Here is a 15787-nt window from a genome sequence, read left to right on the forward strand (position 1 = left end):
CCCCGGGTTGATCAGACCGCGAACAGCAGGAACTCTCGTTCCCAAGAGCTGATTACGCGTTTGAAGTTTTCATGCTCGGCGCGCTTGGTCGCCACGTAGCCTGTGATGAATTTCTTGCCCAGGTACTTCTCCAGGGCCTTACAGTTTTCCATCCGCTCCAACGCATCCTCGATGGTCAAAGGCAGGCGCAGGTTGCGTCGCTCATAGCCGCGCCCCTGCACCGGCGCACTGGCGTTGATGCGCTCCACCATGCCGATGTAGCCACACAGCAGGCTGGCAGCGATTGCCAGGTACGGGTTGGCGTCGGCGCCCGGCAGACGGTTCTCGACGCGGCGATGCTGCGGGCTGGCATCTGGAACCCGCAAACCGACAGTACGGTTTTCCTCGCCCCATTCGACGTTCACCGGTGCCGAGGTATCAGGCAGGAAACGCCGGAACGAGTTGACGTTGGGCGCGAACAGCGGCAACAGCTCGGGAATGAACTTCTGCAGACCACCGATGTGGTAGAGGAACAGGTCGCTCATGCTGCCGTCGTCATTGGAGAAGATGTTCTTTCCGGTCTGCACGTCCACCACACTCTGGTGCAGGTGCATCGCGCTGCCTGGCTCGCCCGTCATCGGCTTGGCCATGAACGTGGCGGCGACGTTATGCTTGAGCGCGGCTTCACGCATGGTGCGTTTGAACACCAGGATCTGGTCGGCCAGGGACAGCGCGTCACCATGACGGAAGTTGATCTCCATCTGTGCCGTGCCGTCCTCGTGGATCAGCGTATCGAGGTCCAGGTTCTGCAGTTCGCACCAGTCGTAGACATCCTCGAACAGCGGGTCGAATTCGTTGGCTGCTTCGATGGAAAACGACTGGCGACCGGTTTCCGGGCGACCAGAGCGACCGACCGGTGGCTGTAACGGGAAGTCCGGGTCTTCGCAACGCTTGGTCAGGTAGAACTCCATCTCTGGCGCGACGATCGGCTGCCAACCTTTGTCGGCATACAGCTTGAGCACCTTCTTCAGGACGTTACGCGGTGACAGTTCGACCGGGCTGCCAAACTTGTCATAGGTGTCGTGAATCACCTGTGCAGTAGGCTCGATGGCCCACGGGACAAGAAACACTGCGTTCTCGTCGGGGCGGCAGATCATGTCGATGTCGGCAGGGTCGAGCAGTTCATAATAAATGTCGTCATCGACGTAATCGCCAGTGACCGTCTGCAGCAGGACGCTCTCGGGCAAGCGCATGCCTTTCTCGGCAATGAACTTGTTGGTAGGCGAGATCTTGCCGCGGGTAATCCCGGTGAGATCGCTGATCAAACACTCGACTTCAGTGATCTTGTGCTCTTTCAACCAATCGGTGAGCTGATCGAGATTGGTACTCATAAACACCTCTGAAGGTAACCTGCTTCTATTAAGGTGGCGTCAGGCGCGGTGCGATGAATTGGCATCACGCTGACTGGCCCGCTTTCGGCAGGCATCGCCAAACGCCTTGAAAATGGCCAGATAGTCCGGATTGGACATCACGTGCCATTCGGGGTGCCATTGCACCCCCAAAGCAAAAGCCGTGCTACCTTCAATTGATATCGCTTCAATCAAACCGTCTGGGGCCACAGCCTCGATACGCAGGCCTGGAGCCAAACGTGCGATGCCCTGACCATGGATAGAGTTGACCTGAATCTCGGATGCCAGGCCCAAACCGGCCAGTACACCGCCAGGTTGAACCCACAGGGTATGGCTTGGGGCATACTGGACTTCGACCGGTTCGTTTGAAGGTTCACGGTGATCCATGAAGGTTCCGGTTTCATGAACCTTCTGGTGCAGGCTGCCACCGAACGCCACATTCAGTTCCTGGAAGCCACGGCAGATGCCCAGTACGGGTACGCCAGCAGCAACCGCAGCACGCAACAACGGCAGCGTGGTGTGATCACGCTGAGGATCGTGAGGGGTGCCCGGGCCATCGGCCGGCCCTTGGTAGTGATGAGGTTCTATATTTGAGGGGGAGCCGGTAAAGAGCAGCCCGTCCAGGCCGTCAATTATTTCAGCCGGGTCGAGCAGTTCCGCCAGCGACGGCAGAATCAATGGCAAGCCTTTGGCTGCCAGCGCAACTGCGCGCACGTACTTGTCGCCACTGATGTGGAAAGCATGCAGACCGATCTGCTTGGTGCAGGCGGTCACGCCGATTATCGGCATGCGAGACATGTAACCCCCGGTATTATTGCTGTTATGGGTTACGTTCGAGCTTAGCCTTGTTCATTTTTTTACACAACACCCCCGTAAAAAATAGAACACGGCCTGCTCAGCATCACCCCTGTTTACCCGATGGACGGGCTATCGGCGCCCTCAATTGCAGCAAAAGTGCCGCTGAGGCGCCGTTTTAGGGCATCATTGGGTCAGCTTGACTTAAGGGTGGCTTTCGGATTGACTGGAGCTGCAAGCCCCCATTGATTGATATATTTAACAACAAAGGTGTTGCATCATGTCGGTACCCCCGCGTGCCGTTCAGCTTAACGAAGCGAACGCGTTCCTTAAGGAACATCCTGAGGTTCTGTACGTTGACCTTCTGATTGCGGATATGAATGGTGTGGTGCGTGGCAAACGCATCGAACGCACCAGCCTCCACAAGGTTTACGAGAAAGGCATCAACCTGCCGGCCTCACTCTTTGCCCTGGACATCAACGGCTCGACGGTGGAAAGCACCGGCCTGGGCCTGGATATCGGCGACGCCGACCGGATCTGCTATCCGATCCCGGGCTCTCTCTCCAACGAACCCTGGCAGAAGCGCCCTACCGCGCAGCTGCTGATGACCATGCACGAGCTGGAAGGTGAGCCGTTCTTCGCCGACCCTCGGGAAGTCCTGCGTCAGGTCGTGACCAAATTCGATGAACTGGGCCTGACCATCTGCGCCGCCTTCGAGCTTGAGTTCTACCTGATCGACCAGGAGAACGTGAACGGCCGTCCACAACCGCCGCGCTCGCCAATCTCCGGCAAGCGTCCGATTTCGACTCAGGTTTACCTGATCGACGACCTCGACGAGTATGTCGACTGCCTTCAGGACATCCTCGAAGGGGCCAAGGAACAGGGCATCCCTGCCGACGCCATCGTCAAGGAAAGCGCCCCGGCACAGTTCGAAGTGAACCTGCACCACGTCCCAGACCCGCTCAAGGCCTGTGACTATGCGGTACTGCTCAAGCGACTGATCAAGAACATCGCCTACGACCATGAGATGGACACCACCTTCATGGCCAAGCCTTACCCAGGCCAGGCGGGTAACGGTCTGCACGTCCATATTTCCGTACTGGATAAAGATGGTAAGAACATCTTCGCCAGTGAGGATCCCGAGCAGAACGCCGCACTGCGTCACGCGATCGGCGGTGTGCTCGAGACCCTACCCGCGTCGATGGCGTTCCTCTGCCCGAACGTCAACTCGTACCGCCGTTTCGGTGCACAGTTCTACGTACCGAACTCGCCGAGCTGGGGCCTGGACAACCGTACCGTGGCGCTGCGCGTACCAACCGGCAGCTCCGACGCCGTGCGCCTCGAACACCGCGTTGCCGGTGCCGATGCCAACCCGTACCTGCTGATGGCGGCCGTCCTGGCGGGCGTACACCACGGCCTGACCAACAAGGTCGAGCCCGGTGCGCCGGTGGAAGGCAACTCCTACGAGCAGAACGAGCAGAGCCTGCCGAACAACCTGCGCGATGCCCTGCGCGAGCTGGACGACAGCGAGATCATGGCCAAGTACATCGATCCGAAGTACATCGACATCTTTGTCGCGTGCAAGGAAAGTGAGCTGGAAGAGTTCGAACACTCGATCTCCGACCTCGAGTACAACTGGTACCTGCACACCGTGTAAACGGTTTGCGCTGCACTGAAAAACGCCGTCGGCCCGCTGGGTCGACGGCGTTTTTTTATGCGCCTGCTGTCTCGTTATCGCCGGCTCTACCGGCGATAACCTCAGAGGGCTTTCTCGAAGATCTTCGAATTACGCTGGAAGTTGTACAGTGACGCCCGCGCCGCCGGTAGGCGTTCGACGCCACTTGGGGAGAACCCGCGCTCACGGAACCAGTGCGCAGTACGGGTCGTCAATACGAACAGGGTCTTCAGGCCCATTGCCCGCGCGCGCGTCTCGATACGCTCGAGCAGTTCATCACCGCGCCCCCCATGGCGGTACTCGGGGTTGACCGCCAGGCACGCCAGTTCACCCGCATCGGAATCGGCAATCGGGTAAAGCGCAGCACAGGCGATGATCATGCCCTCGCGTTCAACCACACTGAATTGCTCGATCTCACGCTCCAGCACCTCGCGCGAACGACGCACCAGAATCCCCTGCTCCTCCAACGGGCTGATCAGCTCGAGCAAGCCACCGACATCCTCGATGGCCGCCTCGCGGACCTTCTCGAACTGCTCCTGGGCAACCAGCGTACCGCCACCGTCACGGGTGAACAGCTCCGTCAGCAAGGCACCGTCTTCGGCATAACTGACGATATGGCTGCGCGCTACGCCGCCACGGCATGCCTCGGCAGCCGCATCCAGCAACTCGCCCTGATAATCGCTGCCCAGCCGTTGCAGATGCGCCGGTACCTGCTGCGGGCGAAGCTCACGCACCAGGTTGCCGTTCTCGTCGATCAAGCCACGCTCGGCACCGAACAACAGCAGTTTATCGGCACCCAGGTCTATGGCGGCGCGGGTCGCGACGTCTTCGCAGGCCAGGTTGAAAATTTCGCCGGTGGGCGAGTAGCCCAGTGGCGACAGCAACACGATCGAACGCTCGTCGAGCAGCCGGTTGATACCTTTGCGGTCGACCCGGCGCACTTCGCCAGTGTGGTGATAGTCGATGCCTTCAACTACTCCAATCGGCCTTGCAGTCACCAGGTTGCCGGCCGCCACCCGCAGGCGCGAGCCCTGCATCGGCGAGGCTGCCATGTCCATCGACAACCGCGCCTCGATGGCAATCCGCAGGTGCCCGACAGCATCGATCACGCATTCCAGGGTCGCGGCATCAGTAATGCGCATGCCACGGTGGTAATGCGGCGTGAGGCCACGTGCCGCCAGGCGGCTCTCGATCTGTGGGCGCGAACCGTGCACCAGTACCAGGCGCACACCCAGGCTGTGCAGCAGCACCAGGTCGTGGACAATGTTGCCAAAATTAGGGTGTTCAACCCCATCGCCAGGGAGCATGACGACAAACGTGCAGTCCCGGTGGGCGTTGATGTAAGGCGAAGCGTGACGCAGCCAGTTGACGTAATCGTGCATAACCAGAGCCTGTAAAAAATTGAACAAAGGCGGAACAACACACAGCGCTCGAAGGGTTATCGTCGGAACAGGCTTGGCGTCACGCGTACTCTCCTTGAAAAAATACAGTTGAACTCAGCGGGCAACAGCCGGGCTGAGGCAATAATGTTCGATCAACTCACGCAATAGACGCACGGTAGGCTGCAAGCGTGACATTTCGAGGTACTCACCCGGCTGATGCGCACAGGCGATGTCGCCTGGGCCAAGCACCAGGGTCTCGCACCCCAGGCGCTGAAGATAAGGCGCTTCGGTGCCAAAGGCTACTGCTTCAGCACTATGCCCGGTAAGACGTTCGGCCAGACGCACCAGTTCGGCATCAGCCGCCTGCTCAAACGGCGGCACCTCGGGAAACAATGGCGCATAGTCGATACGCACCTGATGACGCTCGGCCAACGGCTGAAGCTTGCCACGAATGGCGGCACGCAACGCTTCCGGGTCCATGCCGGGCAACGGCCGCAGGTCGAACTCCAGAGCACATTGGCCACAGATGCGATTGGGGTTGTCGCCACCATGAATGCAGCCAAAGTTCAGGGTCGGCTGGGGGACACTGAACTGCGCATTGTTGAACTCGCGCTGCCATTGCCGACGCAGGCCCATCAATTCGCCCATCGCCTCATGCATCGCCTCCAGAGCACTATGGCCCAGGCGCGGATCCGACGAATGGCCACTGCGCCCGAGAATATCGATGCGCTCCATCATCACGCCTTTGTGCAGGCGGATCGGCCGCAGCCCGGTGGGTTCACCAATCACCGCCGCGCGCCCCAATGGCCGCCCCGCCGCCGCCAACGCCCGGGCCCCCGCCATCGAGCTTTCCTCGTCGCAGGTCGCGAGAATCAGCAGGGGTTGCTTGAACGGTTGATCGAGCAGGGTGCGCACCGCTTCGATGATCAATGCAAAGAAGCCTTTCATGTCACAGCTACCCAGGCCCACCCAGCGCCCGTCCACCTCGGTCAGCTTCAGCGGGTCGGTCTGCCACAGTTGCGGGTCGAACGGCACGGTGTCGCTGTGCCCGGCCAGCACCAGCCCGCCCGGGCCGCTGCCATAGCTGGCCAGCAGGTTGAATTTTCCGGGGTTCACCTGCTGGATCTCGCAGGCGAAACCGAGGTCGCCCAGCCAACCGGCGAGCAAGTCGATCACCGCACGGTTGGATTGATCCAGCGCGGCTTGAGTGCAACTGACCGAGGGTGCGGCAATCAGCGCGGCAAACTGGTCTTTGAGCGGCGGCAACGGCATGCGGATTCTCCTCGGGTCGGACCTCATCATAGGGCCATCGGGCATCTGGAATAAACCGTCTGCGGCCGACTCCTGTACACTGCACGGCCAAGACGCCCCCTGTCATCCGACGCCGGATTGCCCAGCAATGCATAAAGAAACCGAAATCAAACTGCGGGTCAGCCGCGACACCCTCGCGGCCCTGCGCGAACACCCATTGCTGAAGAAGCGCAACAAGTCCGGCTGGCAGCAGCGCGAGCTGCTCAACCAGTACTTCGACACGCCTGAGCGCGACCTGGCTGCGGCCAAGGTCGCCCTGCGTTTGCGCCGCGATGGCGAGGTCATCATCCAGACCCTCAAGACCCGTGGTCAAAGCGTTGCCGGCCTGTCCGAGCGCCATGAATACGAATGGCACCTGGAAAAAACCAAGCTGGACCTGAAGAAACTCGACGCACAGTGCTGGCCAGAACAACTGGCCGAGGTCGACAAGAAAACCATCAAGCCACTGTTCAGCACCGACTTCACCCGCGAATACGCGGAAATTGCCTGGGGCCGTGGCAAGGCCAAGGTCGTGATCGAAGCGGCCCTGGACCTGGGCAAGGTCATCGTCGGCAAGCAGCACGAAGAGATCTGCGAACTGGAGCTGGAACTGCGTGAAGGCCCCGCCGAAGCCCTGCTGGAGCTGGCCGCCGAACTCGCCGCCAGCCTGCCGATGATGCCCTGTGATATCAGCAAGGCCGAGCGTGGCTACCGCCTGCTCGACCCGGCCAGCTATGACCTGAGCCTGCCCGCGGCGGAACTGAACGCCGAAATGACCCTGGACGACGCCTTCGCCGCACTGGGCTGGCAGTTGCTGGGCAGCAGCCAGCGACTGGCCGAGCAGTACCGCTTCAATGGCCACTGGCGCCTGCTGCAGGACTGGGTCGAGAACCTGACCGAACTGCGTGCCCTGGCCAGCAGCCTGGGCCAGGCTGCGCCACGCGCCAGCACCCGCGAGCTGCGCAACAGCCTCGACGCCCTGCTGGAAGACTGGAAGCCGCTGGTACAGGCCGGCCTGGAGGACGAAGACGTCCGTCGTGCCGCACCGGAACAGTTCGCTGAAGAGCTGCTGGAAACCCGCTGGGGCCAGTTCTCTCTGGACACCTCGCGCTGGCTGCTGGCCCGTGCCTGGACAGTCGAGCGCAACAACCGTGGCAATCGCCAGGGCGCTGCGCAACTGGGTAACTGGCTGACCCACCTGCTGGCCGAGGAAGCCCAGGCCCTGCAACTGCCGCGCTACCAGCAGCAGCCTGAAGACCTGGCCGAGCAACTGCCACGCATCGAACGCCTGCTGGCCTGGCTGCATCACGCCCGCAACGTGCTTGAGGTGCCGGAAGTCGACCGCCTGTACGGCGAGCTGAACAAGCTGCAACACCTGGCCCATCAGCCCATCAACGACGAAGCTCTGGATGCCCGGGTACAACAGGCCATTGCCGTGTTCCAAAGCCGTGCCTGGAAATACCTGCTGCGCAAGTAAGCCTCAGAGCACCGGCAGACTCGTCGTGGACTTGATTTCAGACAAGGCCACGATCGAGTTGACTTCCTGGATCCCCGGCACCATCGACAGCTTTTCGAAGAAGAACCGTTCGTAGGCTTCGATGTCCGGGGTGACAATACGCAAGAGAAAATCCACAGCCCCCATCAGCACGTAACACTCCAGAACTTCAGGGAAGCCGCGAATCTGCTCGGTGAACTCGGTGAAGTTTGAACGCCCGTGGGCGTTGAGTTTGACCTCGGCAAAGATCTGAGTGTTCAGGCCGATTTTCTTGCGGTCGAGCAGGGTCACCTGCCCGCGAATAATCCCTTCCTCCTTCATACGCTGTATACGCCGCCAGCAGGGCGACTGTGACAACCCCACACGCTCGGCAATCTGCGCGCTGGACAGCGAAGCATCCTCCTGCAGCAGGGCCAGGATGCGTCGGTCATAGGCATCTAACTCGCTCTGCATAATTTTTTCTCCAGACGACTTATTCAAGAATTAATCAATTCAATTGATGGTAATAACTGCGGATCATAGAGAAAAAATACCCCGCGCATCATGCAAAAATCTTCTCATCAACTTCGGAGAATTCCATGAGCGCACTCGAACGGCTGGACCACCCTGTCACTGCGCTGCGCACCGACGCGTGGGCCAGCAATGCCACGCACGCACACGTTCAGTACCGATTGCAGGCTGAAGCCGAGCCGGACAGCCTGTGCCGTATTCTCAATCTGTTCGCATTACAGTTCCTCGTGCCTCAACAGCTACAGATGAAACAAGAAGATGAGCTGATGCACATTGAGGTACAGATCGGCGGCCTGAGCTGGCATCGCGCCGAACTCATTGCGCAAAAAATGCGCAACCTGATCAGTGTTGTCGAGGTACACCTTGAGCCCTGCCTGCCACCGGTCAGCGCCTTCGGATCACGACCCGCACGCTGAGCCACGACATACCCGGAAAACCTTGCGCCCGACCGTCGAGCACGGCAGCAACTAGCCTTGACAGGCCATAACCGACCTGCAAGGAAGCCCCATGCCCGCGCTCGCAGAGGATCGCCCACTCGACCTTGTTACCCTGCTGGATGCACTGGTTGCACAACACGTCATCCACGCCGAAGACGCCCAACGTGTTGTGCCAACCGCCGACGACCCTGACCATCCGCTGGAGGTCATCGCCCGCCGCAGGCTGCCCGACGCGCGCCAGCCTGGCCAGGTGCTGGAGCTGGAAGGGCTGTGCCAATGGCTGGCCGCCGATGCTGGCCAACCCTACCTGTGCATCGACCCGATGCGCATTGATGCAGCCCACGTTACCGCCCTGATGTCTGCAGCATTTGCCCAGCGCCACGGCATACTTGCAGTCGCGGTGGATGCCGACAGCGTGACGGTGGCCAGTGCACAACCGTTTGTACGCAGCTGGGAGAGCGACTTGGCCCACGTCCTCAAACGGCAGATCAAGCGGGTAATCGCCAGCCCTGAACGCATCCGCAACCTGAGCCGGGAGTTTTTCAATGTCGCCCGTTCGGTCAACAGCGCCTGCCAACTGGAAATCGCCCGGCCCGCTGCCAGCATCGAGCACCTGCTCGACCTTGGCACCGCACACCAGGAAGCGGACGCCAACGACACGCACATTGTGAGCATCGTCGATTGGCTGCTGCAGTACGCCTTCGAGCAGCGCGCCAGCGATATCCATATCGAACCTCGCCGCGAGCAGGGCGGCGTACGCTTTCGTATCGACGGCGTGCTGCATGAGGCCTACCGGTTCCCACCGTGGGTGACGCTGGCGGCGGTAAGCCGGCTGAAAAGCCTGGGACGCATGAATGTCGCAGAAAAACGCCGCCCACAAGACGGTCGGCTGAAGACTCGAACACCCGCCGGCAGTGAGGTGGAAATACGCCTGTCCACCCTGCCGACCACCTTCGGTGAAAAGCTGGTGCTACGGATTTTCGACCCTGAGCTGCTGCAGCGGGATTTCCAGCAGTTGGGCCTGGTCGGCGATGAGCTGGCATGCTGGCAACGCATGCTGGAACACAACCACGGGATCGTCCTGGTCACCGGGCCGACCGGCTCCGGCAAGACCAGCACCTTGTATGCCAGCCTCAAGCAACTGGCAACGCCTGAGGTCAACCTCTGCACCCTCGAAGACCCGATCGAAATGGTCGAACCCGCGTTCAATCAGATGCAGGTCGACCCGGCCATCGACCTGTGTTTCGCCAATGGTGTACGCGCACTGCTGCGCCAGGACCCGGACATCATCATGATCGGGGAGATACGCGACCTGGAGACCGCACAGATGGCCATCCAGGCAGCGCTGACCGGTCACTTGGTGCTGTCCACCTTGCACACCAACGATGCCTGTACTGCCATTGGCCGTTTGCTGGAGCTGGGCATCCCGCACTACCTGATCCGTGCAACGTTGATCGGGGTAATGGCCCAACGCCTGATCCGCACCCTCTGCCACGCCTGCAAAGTGCCCGCAACCCTGTCCGAACAGGATTGGCATACCCTGGTCCAGCCCCAGCAGTGGCCGTTACCCACTGAGGCCAAGCAGGCGGCGGGCTGCCCTGCCTGCCGACACACCGGCTACCGGGGGCGTACTGGCATCCATGAACTGCTGCCCTTGAGCGAGTCGCTCAAGCCATTGATCTGTGCCGACGGCGACGCTCAGGCGTTACGTCACCAGGCGCTTGCCGAAGGGATGCGTAGCCTGCGCTTGAACGGCGCGCAAAAGGTCGCCGCGGGCCTTACCAGCGTGGCGGAAATTATCAGGGTCGCGCCATGATCAACGTACGTTCATCGGCCCGTTGAGAGCCAGGGAACTTGCCGAGGGGTGACAAGATCAAACCCGCTAGATCACCCCCCAATGTTGGAGTCACCCACCATGCGCTTCAAGCGTGCTGTAGCAACACTTGCATTACTGTCCCTGCCCTTCGGCGCTGCCTTGGCCGACACCTTCTGGCGCGACGTTATTTCCTCGGGTGCAACCACCGCCTCTACCTACCTGACGTTCAGGGATCACAAGTTGATCGTTGCGGCTCAAGACGACGCGGGCAGCTTCGTCGCAAGCGAAGGCAGCATTCGCGGACCTTACCTCGAAGCGGCCATCCAGAAAGTGCGGGCCGACAACCCAAGGCTGAAAGCCAGCGACATGGAGCTGGCCAACGCCATCCTGGCGAAAAACGCCGGCGCCAACGAATAACCCGCCAAAACCATCGCAGGCAAGCCTCCCACAAACCCTGTAGGAACGGGCTTGCCCGCGATCAAGGCGCCGCGACCAGCCCTTCAGCGGTAGTCCTCTACCGGTACACACGCGCAGAACAGGTTGCGGTCGCCATACACGTTGTCGACCCGGTTCACCGCAGGCCAGTACTTGTGCAGCCGGGCATGCGTGCTGGGCGTCACCGCCTGCGCAATGCTGTATGGCCGCTCCCATACGCCGACAACGTCTGCCAGGGTATGCGGCGCGCCTTTAAGTGGGTTGTCTTCTGCTGGCCAGTTACCGTTCTGCACTTCGGCAATTTCTGCGCGGATACTCAGCATCGCTTCGATAAAGCGGTCCAGTTCCGCCTTTGACTCACTCTCCGTAGGCTCGACCATCAGCGTGCCAGGCACCGGAAAGGACATGGTCGGGGCATGGAATCCGTAATCCATCAGGCGCTTGGCGACATCCTCTTCGGTAATGCCGGTCAGGGCCTTCAACGGCCGCAAATCGAGAATACACTCATGCGCCACCCGCGCATTGCGACCGCGATAGAGCACCGGAAACGCCCCGCCCAATTGCTGCGCCAGGTAGTTGGCACACAAGATCGCCACCTCGCTGGCGTCCGCCAATTGCGGCCCCATCATTGCGATGTACATCCAGCTGATCGGCAGGATACTCGCGCTACCCCAGGGCGCGGCGCTGATTGCCGTGTTCTTCGGGTCAGGCCCCGGCACCGGCACCACCGGGTGGCTGGCGACAAAGGGCGCCAAGTGGGCCCGGACACCAATCGGCCCCATACCCGGGCCACCGCCACCATGGGGAATGCAGAAAGTCTTGTGCAGGTTCATGTGCGACACATCGGCACCGATATCGGCCGGCCGGGTCAGGCCGACCTGAGCATTGAGATTGGCCCCGTCCATGTAAACCTGACCACCATGGCTGTGGATAACGTCGCAGATCTCGACAATCCCCTCTTCATACACACCGTGGGTCGAGGGGTAGGTCGCCATCAGGCAGGACAGGCGCTGACCTGCCGCCTTGGCTTTGGCCTTGAGGTCGGTCAGGTCGACGTTGCCGTCCTTGTCACAGTCAACGATGACCACCTGCATGCCGGCCATTTGTGCAGACGCCGGGTTGGTCCCATGAGCTGAGGCGGGGATCAGGCAGATATCGCGCTGGCCCTGCTGGCGGCTGCGATGGTACTTGGCAATCGCCATCAACCCGGCATATTCACCTTGGGCACCGGAGTTGGGCTGCATGCAGACCGCGTCGAAACCGGTAATCGCGCAGAGCCAACTCTCCAGTTCGTCGATCATGGCCTTGTAGCCCTGCACCTGCGCGGCGGGGGCGAACGGATGCAGCTGTGCAAAACCTGGCCAGGTAATGGGGATCATCTCGCTGCTGGCATTGAGCTTCATGGTGCAAGAACCCAGTGGAATCATCGACTGGTTCAGCGCCAGATCCTTGTTCTCCAACTGTTTGAGGTAGCGCAGCATCTCGGTTTCGCTGTGGTGCAGATTGAATACCGGGTGCGTCAGGTAGGCCGAGCGGCGCACCAACGCCGCGGGTATCCCCTCAGGCAGGGCATGGGTATCGAGGGTCGCGATGTCCAGGCCATGGTCGGCGCCCAGAAAGATATCGAACAGGCGCAGCACCGTGCCTTCGTTGCAGGTTTCATCGAGGCTGACACCCAGTTGGCCGCGCCCCAGAATCCGCAGGTTGATCTGCGCCGCCTCGGCGCTCTGGATGATCGCAGTCTGGCTGCCGCCCACTTCCAGGGTCAGGGTATCGAAGAAATGCTCATTGAGCCGCTTGATACCCTTGCTCTCCAGCCCGGCCGCCAGGATGAAGGTCAATCGGTGTACCCGCTGGGCAATCCGTTTCAGGCCTTCCGGCCCATGGTAGACCGCATAGAATCCGGCGATATTGGCCAGCAGCACTTGCGCCGTGCAGATGTTCGAGTTGGCCTTCTCCCGACGAATATGCTGCTCACGGGTCTGCAGTGCCATGCGCAGCGCGAGGTTGCCACGGGCGTCCTTGGACACGCCGATGATCCGCCCCGGCATCGCCCGCTTGAACTCGTCACGACAAGCGAAATAAGCCGCATGCGGCCCGCCATAGCCCATCGGCACACCAAAGCGCTGGGTAGACCCCAGCACCACGTCGGCCCCCAGCTCGCCCGGTGGCGCCAACAGCACCAGGCTCAGCAGGTCGGCGGCGACACACGCCAGTGCCTGCTGCGTATGCAGCTGTTCGATAAACGGCCTCAGGTCGCGCACCTCGCCATGGGTGTCGGGGTACTGCAACAAGGCACCGAACACAGCGTATTTGGCGAGGTTATCCACAGCGTCGATGACCAGTTCAAAACCAAAACCGTCGGCGCGGGTCTGCAATACCGAGAGGGTTTGTGGATGGCAGTGCTCATCGGCAAAAAACACGTTGCTCTTCGACTTGGCAACGCGGCGAGCCAAGGCCATCGCTTCGGCGGCAGCCGTGGCTTCATCAAGGAGCGAGGCGTTCGCCAGGTCCAGCCCGCTGAGGTCAATGATCATCTGCTGAAAGTTCAGCAAAGCCTCCAGTCGCCCTTGGGCAATCTCGGGCTGATACGGCGTATAGGCCGTGTACCAACCGGGATTTTCCAGGACGTTACGCAGGATCACCGTTGGCGTGAGGGTACCGTGGTAGCCCATGCCGATAAGGCTGGTCCAGATCTGGTTTTGCTCGGCGTAGCCACGCAGCTTCGCCAGCGCGGCCTCTTCATCGAGGGCGGGCGGCAAGTCGAGGGGGCGGTTCAGGCGAATGCCGGGTGGGACGGTCTGTTCGATAAGCTCGACACGACTGCCCAGGCCAAGGGCTTCGAGCATGGCCTGCTGCTCGCTGGGGTCAGGCCCCAGGTGGCGACGCAGGAAAGGATTGGCGTCGTACAGTTGGCTCAGGGACGGCGACTGGGACATAGCGGCTCTCTCTTCCTAGACCAAGCCTCGACCAGCCGAGGCATATTGAGTCTAGGAAGAGATTGCCGCTTGTGTCGGAAAACTATTCGCCGATGAGCGCTTTGTAGCCTGCCGCGTCGAGCAGCTTGTCCAGTTCAGCCGGATCGGCTGGCTTCAGCTTGAAGATCCAGGCGCCATACGGATCGCTGTTCAGCGACTCAGGGCTGTCGCTCAAATCCTCGTTGACCGCGATGACTTCGCCGCTGATCGGGGCGTAGATGTCCGAAGCGGCCTTGACCGACTCGACCACACCGGCGGTATCGCCAGCGGCAAACACCATGCCCACTTCGGTCAGCTCAACGAATACCACATCGCCCAAGGCTTCCTGAGCGTGGTCACTGATGCCAACCGTGACACTACCGTCAGCTTCCAGACGGGCCCACTCATGACTATCGGCAAAACGCAGTTCGGCAGGGATATCGCTCATATTGTTGTCCTCGATAAGGTCAGCGGTCGGCCCGCCAGAAAAAATTCAGATCAGAATCTTGCCATGCCGCACGAACGTTGGCTTGACCACTCGCACCGGGTACCAGCGACCACGGATCTCGACTTCAGCGCGATCGGCAGTCGCCATTGGCACCCGTGCCAGAGCAATCGATTTGCTCAGCGTAGGGGAGAAGCTACCACTGGTGATCTCTCCTTCGCCAATTTCACTGATACGCACGACCTGGTGAGCACGTAACACCCCGCGCTCCTCCAGCACCAGGCCCACCAGCTTAAGCTTCGGCCCGGCATCACGCTCGGCCTCAAGCGCGGCACGACCGATGAAGTCTCGCGTCGCCGGCTCCCAGGCAATGCTCCAGGCGAGGTTCGAGGTCAGCGGAGAATGCGCTTCGTCGATATCCTGGCCATAGAGGTTCATACCCGCCTCAAGACGCAAGGTATCGCGTGCGCCCAGCCCACTCGGGGCAATACCGGCACCGACCAGGTCGTTGAAGAACCCGGGCGCCTGAACTGCTGGCAGCATGATTTCCAAACCATCTTCGCCGGTATAACCGGTACGAGCGATAAACCAGTCACCGTCGACCAGGCCCTCGAACGGCTTGAGTTCGCGAATCAATGCCGCACGTGCGGCAGTCACCAGATCTGCGACCTTTTCGCGGGCATGAGGCCCTTGGACCGCCAGGATCGCCAAATCCGTGCGCTCCTGGATACTCACGTCAAAACCAACCCGGCACGCTTGTAGCCAGGCCAGGTCCTTGTCGCGGGTCGCAGCGTTGACCACCAGACGATAACCGTCATCACAGCGATAGACGATCATGTCGTCGATCACCCCACCTTGCTCATTGAGCAGGGTGCTGTACAGGGCTTTGCCTGTGGCACTCAGGCGCTCGATATCGTTGGCCAGCACATACTGCAGCCACGCCGCTGCCTGAGCGCCGCCGATATCAATCACGGTCATGTGAGATACATCGAAAACCCCGCAGTCGCGACGCACCTGATGGTGCTCCTCGACTTGCGAGCCGTAATGCAGGGGCATGTCCCAACCGCCAAAATCGACCATCTTGGCGCCAAGCGCCAAATGCAGGTCATAAAGAGGCGTACGCAGTCCCATGGGTTTCTCCTTCCGCGCGTGGCGAGGCTAC

The 15787-nt window shown here is 60.8% G+C and carries 13 protein-coding genes; 5 read left to right on the forward strand and 8 right to left on the reverse strand.

The window, feature by feature from the left end:
* Positions 1–11 precede the first annotated feature (11 nt).
* Both UIA24_RS06015 and UIA24_RS06020 read right to left on the reverse strand, forming a co-directional pair.
* Positions 12–1370, reverse strand: a complete 1359-nt coding sequence (locus tag UIA24_RS06015) for a glutamine synthetase family protein (protein ID WP_065760069.1) — start codon at positions 1368–1370, stop codon at positions 12–14.
* A 39-nt stretch (positions 1371–1409) separates the two neighbouring features.
* Positions 1410–2186: a gamma-glutamyl-gamma-aminobutyrate hydrolase family protein gene (locus UIA24_RS06020; RefSeq protein ID WP_065760068.1), complete on the reverse strand. Its 777-nt coding sequence runs from the start codon at positions 2184–2186 to the stop codon at positions 1410–1412.
* A gap of 277 nt (positions 2187–2463) precedes the next feature.
* On the opposite strand from UIA24_RS06020, the gene UIA24_RS06025 reads away from it, so the two are divergent.
* On the forward strand, positions 2464–3840 hold the full coding sequence (locus UIA24_RS06025; RefSeq protein WP_065760067.1) for a glutamine synthetase family protein: 1377 nt from the start codon (positions 2464–2466) through the stop codon (positions 3838–3840).
* Between the two features lie 101 nt (positions 3841–3941).
* On the opposite strand, the gene argA is transcribed toward UIA24_RS06025, so the two are convergent.
* Both argA and argE read right to left on the reverse strand, forming a co-directional pair.
* Complete coding sequence (gene argA / locus UIA24_RS06030) at positions 3942–5240, reverse strand: amino-acid N-acetyltransferase (RefSeq protein ID WP_065760066.1); 1299 nt, start codon at positions 5238–5240, stop codon at positions 3942–3944.
* 114 nt (positions 5241–5354) lie between these two features.
* Complete coding sequence (gene argE / locus UIA24_RS06035) at positions 5355–6512, reverse strand: acetylornithine deacetylase (protein WP_102052481.1); 1158 nt, start codon at positions 6510–6512, stop codon at positions 5355–5357.
* 127 nt (positions 6513–6639) lie between these two features.
* Between argE and UIA24_RS06040 the strand changes: the two genes are divergently transcribed.
* Complete coding sequence (locus UIA24_RS06040) at positions 6640–8007, forward strand: CYTH domain-containing protein (RefSeq protein WP_065760064.1); 1368 nt, start codon at positions 6640–6642, stop codon at positions 8005–8007.
* Positions 8008–8010: 3 nt separating this feature from the next.
* On the opposite strand, the gene UIA24_RS06045 is transcribed toward UIA24_RS06040, so the two are convergent.
* Positions 8011–8478: an Lrp/AsnC family transcriptional regulator gene (locus tag UIA24_RS06045; protein ID WP_065760063.1), complete on the reverse strand. Its 468-nt coding sequence runs from the start codon at positions 8476–8478 to the stop codon at positions 8011–8013.
* Positions 8479–8603: 125 nt separating this feature from the next.
* Here UIA24_RS06045 and UIA24_RS06050 point away from each other — a divergent pair, with 125 nt between their 5' ends.
* The 3 genes from UIA24_RS06050 (at position 8604) to UIA24_RS06060 (ending at position 11205) form a co-directional block, all read left to right on the forward strand.
* A complete protein-coding gene (locus tag UIA24_RS06050) occupies positions 8604–8951 on the forward strand; it encodes a hypothetical protein (RefSeq protein WP_102052483.1) in 348 nt (115 codons plus the stop codon).
* A gap of 91 nt (positions 8952–9042) precedes the next feature.
* Entirely contained in the window at positions 9043–10788 is a 1746-nt protein-coding gene (locus UIA24_RS06055) for a GspE/PulE family protein (protein ID WP_330522421.1), read from the forward strand.
* A gap of 99 nt (positions 10789–10887) precedes the next feature.
* A complete protein-coding gene (locus UIA24_RS06060) occupies positions 10888–11205 on the forward strand; it encodes a DUF2388 domain-containing protein (protein ID WP_330522422.1) in 318 nt (105 codons plus the stop codon).
* An 83-nt stretch (positions 11206–11288) separates the two neighbouring features.
* Here the strand turns inward: UIA24_RS06060 and gcvP are convergent, their stop codons facing one another.
* The 3 genes from gcvP to gcvT form a co-directional block, all read right to left on the reverse strand.
* A complete protein-coding gene (gcvP, locus tag UIA24_RS06065) occupies positions 11289–14162 on the reverse strand; it encodes an aminomethyl-transferring glycine dehydrogenase (protein WP_330522423.1) in 2874 nt (957 codons plus the stop codon).
* An 82-nt stretch (positions 14163–14244) separates the two neighbouring features.
* Complete coding sequence (gcvH, locus tag UIA24_RS06070) at positions 14245–14628, reverse strand: glycine cleavage system protein GcvH (RefSeq protein WP_099776260.1); 384 nt, start codon at positions 14626–14628, stop codon at positions 14245–14247.
* Between the two features lie 45 nt (positions 14629–14673).
* Positions 14674–15756 carry a glycine cleavage system aminomethyltransferase GcvT gene (gene gcvT / locus UIA24_RS06075; RefSeq protein ID WP_065760057.1) on the reverse strand — a complete coding sequence of 361 codons (1083 nt, stop codon included), beginning with the start codon at positions 15754–15756 and terminating at the stop codon, positions 14674–14676.
* Positions 15757–15787: the final 31 nt, after the last annotated feature.

This window comes from Pseudomonas sp. AL 58 (assembly GCF_036348395.1).
GTDB classification, from domain to species: domain Bacteria; phylum Pseudomonadota; class Gammaproteobacteria; order Pseudomonadales; family Pseudomonadaceae; genus Aquipseudomonas; species Aquipseudomonas defluvii.

What these genes read in the sequence shown, in the direction of transcription:
- gcvP (WP_330522423.1), bottom strand. Translation starts at nt 14,162, where the DNA reads ATGTCCCAGTCGCCGTCCCTGAGCCAACTGTACGACGCCAATCCTTTC.
- UIA24_RS06025 (WP_065760067.1), top strand. Translation starts at nt 2,464, where the DNA reads ATGTCGGTACCCCCGCGTGCCGTTCAGCTTAACGAAGCGAACGCGTTC.
- UIA24_RS06055 (WP_330522421.1), top strand. Translation starts at nt 9,043, where the DNA reads ATGCCCGCGCTCGCAGAGGATCGCCCACTCGACCTTGTTACCCTGCTG.
- argE (WP_102052481.1), bottom strand. Translation starts at nt 6,512, where the DNA reads ATGCCGTTGCCGCCGCTCAAAGACCAGTTTGCCGCGCTGATTGCCGCA.
- UIA24_RS06060 (WP_330522422.1), top strand. Translation starts at nt 10,888, where the DNA reads ATGCGCTTCAAGCGTGCTGTAGCAACACTTGCATTACTGTCCCTGCCC.
- gcvH (WP_099776260.1), bottom strand. Translation starts at nt 14,628, where the DNA reads ATGAGCGATATCCCTGCCGAACTGCGTTTTGCCGATAGTCATGAGTGG.
- UIA24_RS06020 (WP_065760068.1), bottom strand. Translation starts at nt 2,186, where the DNA reads ATGTCTCGCATGCCGATAATCGGCGTGACCGCCTGCACCAAGCAGATC.
- argA (WP_065760066.1), bottom strand. Translation starts at nt 5,240, where the DNA reads ATGCACGATTACGTCAACTGGCTGCGTCACGCTTCGCCTTACATCAAC.
- gcvT (WP_065760057.1), bottom strand. Translation starts at nt 15,756, where the DNA reads ATGGGACTGCGTACGCCTCTTTATGACCTGCATTTGGCGCTTGGCGCC.
- UIA24_RS06015 (WP_065760069.1), bottom strand. Translation starts at nt 1,370, where the DNA reads ATGAGTACCAATCTCGATCAGCTCACCGATTGGTTGAAAGAGCACAAG.
- UIA24_RS06040 (WP_065760064.1), top strand. Translation starts at nt 6,640, where the DNA reads ATGCATAAAGAAACCGAAATCAAACTGCGGGTCAGCCGCGACACCCTC.
- UIA24_RS06045 (WP_065760063.1), bottom strand. Translation starts at nt 8,478, where the DNA reads ATGCAGAGCGAGTTAGATGCCTATGACCGACGCATCCTGGCCCTGCTG.
- UIA24_RS06050 (WP_102052483.1), top strand. Translation starts at nt 8,604, where the DNA reads ATGAGCGCACTCGAACGGCTGGACCACCCTGTCACTGCGCTGCGCACC.